The sequence below is a fragment of the Hymenobacter lutimineralis genome, from assembly GCF_008271285.1.
GTDB lineage: Bacteria > Bacteroidota > Bacteroidia > Cytophagales > Hymenobacteraceae > Hymenobacter > Hymenobacter lutimineralis.
Genome location: NZ_VTHL01000043.1, coordinates 1 through 5324, shown reverse-complemented (window position 1 = coordinate 5324; position 5324 = coordinate 1). Strand labels below are relative to the sequence as shown.

Annotated in this window: 7 protein-coding genes; 4 read left to right on the top strand and 3 right to left on the bottom strand. The window is 57.2% G+C overall.

What is annotated here, in order from left to right:
• The first annotated feature begins 429 nt into the window (after positions 1-429).
• Both FY528_RS21040 and FY528_RS21035 read left to right on the top strand, forming a co-directional pair.
• Complete coding sequence (locus FY528_RS21040; protein ID WP_149072977.1) at positions 430-762, top strand: four-helix bundle copper-binding protein; 333 nt, start codon at positions 430-432, stop codon at positions 760-762.
• Positions 763-944: 182 nt separating this feature from the next.
• Positions 945-1130 carry a hypothetical protein gene (locus FY528_RS21035; RefSeq protein ID WP_187632238.1) on the top strand — a complete coding sequence of 62 codons (186 nt, stop codon included), beginning with the start codon at positions 945-947 and terminating at the stop codon, positions 1128-1130.
• A 120-nt stretch (positions 1131-1250) separates the two neighbouring features.
• On the opposite strand, the gene FY528_RS21030 is transcribed toward FY528_RS21035, so the two are convergent.
• The 3 genes from FY528_RS21030 to FY528_RS21020 are packed head-to-tail and all read right to left on the bottom strand — an operon-like array spanning position 1251 to position 3266.
• Entirely contained in the window at positions 1251-1919 is a 669-nt protein-coding gene (locus FY528_RS21030; protein ID WP_149072975.1) for a hypothetical protein, read from the bottom strand.
• A gap of 16 nt (positions 1920-1935) precedes the next feature.
• Positions 1936-2898, bottom strand: coding sequence for a relaxase/mobilization nuclease domain-containing protein (locus FY528_RS21025; RefSeq protein WP_149072974.1), 963 nt, complete (start codon positions 2896-2898; stop codon positions 1936-1938).
• On the bottom strand, positions 2895-3266 hold the full coding sequence (locus FY528_RS21020) for a plasmid mobilization protein (protein ID WP_149072973.1): 372 nt from the start codon (positions 3264-3266) through the stop codon (positions 2895-2897). The genes FY528_RS21025 and FY528_RS21020 overlap by 4 nt, the downstream gene beginning before the upstream one ends.
• An 856-nt stretch (positions 3267-4122) precedes the next feature.
• Here FY528_RS21020 and FY528_RS21015 point away from each other — a divergent pair.
• A complete protein-coding gene (locus FY528_RS21015; RefSeq protein ID WP_149072972.1) occupies positions 4123-5073 on the top strand; it encodes a replication initiation protein in 951 nt (316 codons plus the stop codon).
• 11 nt (positions 5074-5084) lie between these two features.
• Positions 5085-5324: hypothetical protein (locus FY528_RS21010; protein ID WP_149072971.1), on the top strand; the 240-nt coding region annotated here is incomplete at its 3' end.

The following is a 5324-nucleotide window of genomic DNA, read 5'->3' as shown; positions in this document are numbered from 1 at the left end:
GGGCTCCGATCGTGCCACCAGGGAGCGGATTATCGCCATTCACCTGCGGGCCTACGCTCGCCGCTATCAGATCCTGAGCTATGAGGTCTTTGACGACTTCGTCCCGGCCCTGCCGGCTCCGCTAGCCGAATAGCTGGCCCGAGTAGGATTTAGGGGGCAGTGGGGGCGTACAAAAAGTCCCGGGGTCATCCCGGAAAAGTCTCTTAACATAATGTCGCTTCTAAACCCGACCTCGGAAAAGTGGTGGTTTTTACCCCCACCGCCCCTGTCCTCCAATTGTGGTACTTTGCCGCGCTGGTTCACTAAAATTTACCCCCTTCTAGACTAGGCGTCGCCCGAATCCTGTAACACACGCCCGTAATCTTACCAAACTCACCGGATGGGTAGAGAGTACAACAAATATTGTTTCACCTCTTAACCTCAACCCCTATGCATTCTCAAAACCAAAGCCTGCTGGCGGCGCTGTATGCCTGCGTTAATGCCTGTGAACACTGTGCTTCGGCCTGCCTGCAGGAAGACGACGTAAAGATGATGGCCCGCTGCATTCAGCTCGACCGTGACTGCGCCGACATTTGTGACCTGACCGCCCGCTTCGTGGCTCGTGGCTCCGAACACGCCCAGCACCTGCTGCGCGAGTGTGCCGAGATTTGCAAAGCCTGCGGCGACGAGTGCGCCCAGCATACCCACATGCAGCACTGCCAGGAATGCGCCGACGCCTGCCGCCGCTGCGAAGAAGCGTGCCGCGCTGGCTTGCAAGGCTAATCAAGCCTCGCGGGGGAACCCCTACGTACCCGGCCCGCTCAGGGCCTCGAAAATAAGAGGCTCCGGTGCTCCGCTTTGGTTATCTTTGACCACCGGCCGTGCCCTGGGCTGCCCTGGCACGGCCGCAGAAGGAGAACGGCCCACCCGGGCGGTTCTCCTTCGTCTATTTATACGCGGGCCGGTTGATTGATTACGCTATGACGTGGCTGGAGGTAGTCTTGTGCGGGCTCTTGCTGGTAACGGGGGGCTGGGCCGTGGCCGCGCAACGGCGCTACGGGGCCCTGCAGCGCAAGCACAAGACCTTGCAGCGCCTCTATGACAAGGCCGAACAGCAATTAAACACCTTGTGGACCAGTAAGAAGCCTTAAATAGGGGCCTCTGCATTGCTTAGGCGGGCAAGTCAGGAAGAGCTTTTTGCGTTTTTGCTCAGCCGCTGCGCCGACGTCTGCTCCGCCGGACCAAAACGTTTAACAATACCCAAGTATAATCTACTCAGCAACGGCCTGGGGCGCGGCGGGGGGCACATATTTGGGAAAGTAGGGCGCACTCTTGGGGAATTTCTTCCGGTAGGCCTGCACCTGGTCGTAGTAGAACGTCCCTTCTTTCCGCAGCCGCTCATTGCGTTGCTGATACTGCGCGGCTTCGGCCTGGGCCTGCTCCAAATCGGCCTTCGGCACCCGCGAAAAATGCCCGGTAACGAGCAGCGTGAGCAGCACCAGCACGACGGGACCCAGCGTAAAGCCAACCGTCGAACGCCAGTTGGCAAACACGTCCAACGGCACCTGCCGGGGGATGCCCTGCGCCGTGGCCTGCAAGCTGGCTTCGGCCGCTTTCAGGGCCGCTACCCGCTCGTCCAGCGCGGTGGTCAGGGCCTTTTGCCGGTCGTCTAAATAATTAATCAGCTGATAGCCGGTATCCTGGAATACTTTCGCCTGCTGGTCCACTTTGCCGAGTAGCTGCTTGGCTACGGCCTCGCTGTTCACATTCAGCGTCAGGGGCCGGTCCCGCTCGGCTAGCTTCACCAAAGCTTCCACCTGGTCCTTCGTAGCCGGCAAGTCCCGTTTGTTGTAGGCGCGTAGCTCCTGGGCAATGCGCTCAATCTCGGCCATTAGGATGGCTACGCCATTGGTGGGGGCCGGGGGAGGGGTTGGATTCATAACCAAAGGGAAGAAATTATTCGATGCCGTAGCCGCCGCTGCGCTCAATCGTGGGTTGTGGGGGCTTGGGTGTCTGTTCTAGTCTCGTGCGCTCCTGGGCCTGTTTCTCGGCTTTCTCAGCCTGCTCCTTCTGCGCGGCGTACTCCCGGCCGAACGCGTCCAAGTCCAGCGCCAGCCGGTGCTGGCCGACCTGCTGGCCGGCTGTGCTTAGCTCCGCTTGCTGCTGCTGCACCTGCTCCTGCTGCGCGTCGATGGTCTTGGCCAGATTGTTACCGCTGTAGGCCCGGCCCAACTCGCTGCCTTTCAGGTGGTGGCCTTCGTACGCGAACACCACGGCCTGCAACTTTTGCTGCTGGTAGGTGGCCTGCACCCCAATCCCGTCCCGCTGCATCGCCGCCGTTAGCTCCTCGGCGCTCGTGGCGTGGGGCAAGTGCCGGCTCAGCGCGTCCTGCACGTACAGTTTGGCCGCGGCCCGCTCCGGCAACTGCTCGCGCACGGCGCGGCGGTTGTCCTGGCTCACTTCCTGGGCGCTGACCAGGCCGTACTGCTTTTCGAGCTGGCGGCACGCCTCCAGGCTGTTCCGGTAGTTGTGCTGGTCGCTCACCGTGGCCCCCGCGTTGTCTACCCGGTTGACAATCAAATGGGCGTGGGGGTGGTCCTGGTCGCGGTGCCGCACCAACGCCCACTGCGTCCCCTCTGGGTCCACTTTCATCGCCTTCAGGTAGGCGCGGGCAATTTCCTCCATCCGCTCGTTGGGGAGTTGGTCTTTTTCCTCCGCTGGCCAGGCCAGCGCGACGTGCATCACGGCCTTGCCCAAGTTGGGGTTTAGCTCCCGCTGCGCGTTGAAGTCGGCTGCCATGTGCGCGGCCGACGTGCCGCGCACGCCTTCGGTGGCCAGCACCTCGGCTCCCTTCTCTTCCCCGAACACATAGCGGCAAATGCCGCCGAAGCTCTTGCCGATTTTCACCTTGCCTATCATCGCGTCGAATCGGGGGCTAAGTCCTCGAGTAGCCGGTAGAGCTGCACCAGCACCTGCCGGGCCGCTTCGCTCACGTGGTGGCCGGCGTGGAGCTGCTTGGTGAGCTGGTTCAAATTGCCGGCCATGCCGATGAGCTGCCGCAGTTGCGCCACTTCCTCGACCGTGCGCGGTCGGGGCGGGCGGGCCGCGTCGGGCGTGCCGGCCCACACGGCCCGCAGGACTTCGCCCATCGACTTGCGGTACTCCTTCGCCTCGCTGGCCAGCTCACGGTGCTCCGCTTCGGTCAGCCGCACCGATACGGTATGCGCCTGGTGGGGCGTGGTCTTCGGCTGCCGGCCTCGGCGGCGGGGGGGCGGGTCGGGTGGCATCAGGCGGTCCCCGAAGGGGCAAGTTTAGTGAGCCCAAAGGGCGAACGGGTTTTGAGCGAAGCGAAAAACATAACTTGCGAAAACCGTTGAACGATGCGGAATAGGCCCACAAGGTACGGCTCCCCGCACGCACGCGCAACCCCTGGCCCACTCTTTTCGCTGCGCCTCCCAGTTGGTCTTACCGTTGGTTTCCGTTCCAACTCTTGAACCCTACCGGTTGCCTCTCCTGTCACCTGCTCCTGGTGCTCCCCTGCCGGCAACGTGGCCACCTTGCTCTGGCCTCCAGCTACCCCACCTGGCCACCTTCTTCCCTGGTCATTGCCTCCTGTCTTGGTGCGCTTGCTTTCCCCTTTTGTACTTCTTTCCTGACCTGTGGCCTTAGCTGCTACCGTTTCTGTGGGCACAGTATTACGGAGTTCAAAGCAGCACATAAGCTCAACAATATGGTTTATAAGCCATTGATTACCAATAATATATACTTTAATGAATGCGCGCAAGTCACTGGCTTCTAGGACTTTGCTGCCTTTGTTTTGCTTGCGCCGTTGTACCCCTGACCATGCCCTAAAAGCTCTTTTTTTCTCGCGCGAAACAACAATTGGTGTATTTGTAAAGCTTTGTTCTATTTGAGGGCTTCATAACGTACTGATTTTGAGCTTGTTAATCTAGTTGAAAACGGGTTTTAATGTGTCTCAAACGGGTTTTAATGTGTCTCAAACGGGTTTTAATGTGTCTCAAACGGGTTTTAATGGGTTTGAAAACGGGTTTTAATGTGTCTCAAACGGGTTTTAAAAGTGATATTTGTTTTTACAACCCGTTTTCCGCGTATAATTGCGCTCGAAATCACTGAATAAGCACAATGAGCAAAGAATTGGAAATCCGACAACACAATGCTCTGACGAATGCTCGCTATGAGTACACTGAATTACAGCTTGACTTATTCTTCTTCTTGGTTTCAAAGCTGCGTAAGGACCAGAAGTCTGACACTTATGAGTTAAATATTAAGGAGTTATCGGCTTTAACTGGCAAAAAATATGATTTGGCTTACCTGCGGAAAGCAACTGAGGATATGGGCTCTCGAATGTTTGAGGTAGAAACTCCAGAGCGTCATGTGCAGCTCTGGATGTTTCGCAGCGTGGAGTATCTCAAAGGATTAGGCATCATAGAAGTCTCACTTTCTGACAAAATCATCCCTTATCTATTTGAGCTTCAAAGCAATTTCACCAGCTATGGCCTAGCATCGGCACTACGCCTGACTAGCAAATATGCTAAGCGGATTTATCCGATTTGTAGCCAGTGGAAGGACCTAGGCGAAACCAAAAAGCATGATATTCAAGATTTTAAGAGAATGCTCGGGCTCCTTGACGATAAAGGCATTGATAAGATGCCTAGGACCAGTGATTTCAGGAAAAGCGTATTGGATATAGCCGTTAAGCAAATCAATGAGCACACCGAGTTGCACATTAGCTATGAGCTAGAAAAGCGTGGTAAAACCTTCAAAAACATTACGTTTAAGGTCAAAACTCAAGCTTTAGCCGACAATATTCCTTTTGACTTGGTGGCCACGGCTCAAGCCGTGCCGGGGGTGCAACAAAGCCACTTCGACAACGCCGCCCGTGTCCTCGACGAGCTGCGAATCACCGACACCAAGCACCGGCAAACCATCCTGGCCAGCGCCGCCCACGTCTCAGAAGTGAACCGCTACAACCACGACCTGAAAACGGGCAAGGTCAAAGCCTCGCGCAATCCGGGGGGCCTGCTATTGGTAAAGCTGGGCCTGGTTGCGGCCAAAACTGCTAAGCCCATTTAAGCCCCTCACTCATGCGCCAAAAAATCTACCTGGAACTCGTCGTGTTGCGGCCGGAAAACGCAGTACACCTCACCGAAGCCGAACAACAAGCCATTCCCTGCCATTTTCTGCTTGCTCAGGAGGCCGAGAAGCGCATGATGGTGATAGAGTATACCCCGGGCTCCGATCGTGCCACCAGGGAGCGGATTATCGCCATTCACCTGCGGGCCTACGCTCGCCGCTATCAGATCCTGAGCTATGAGGTCTTTGAC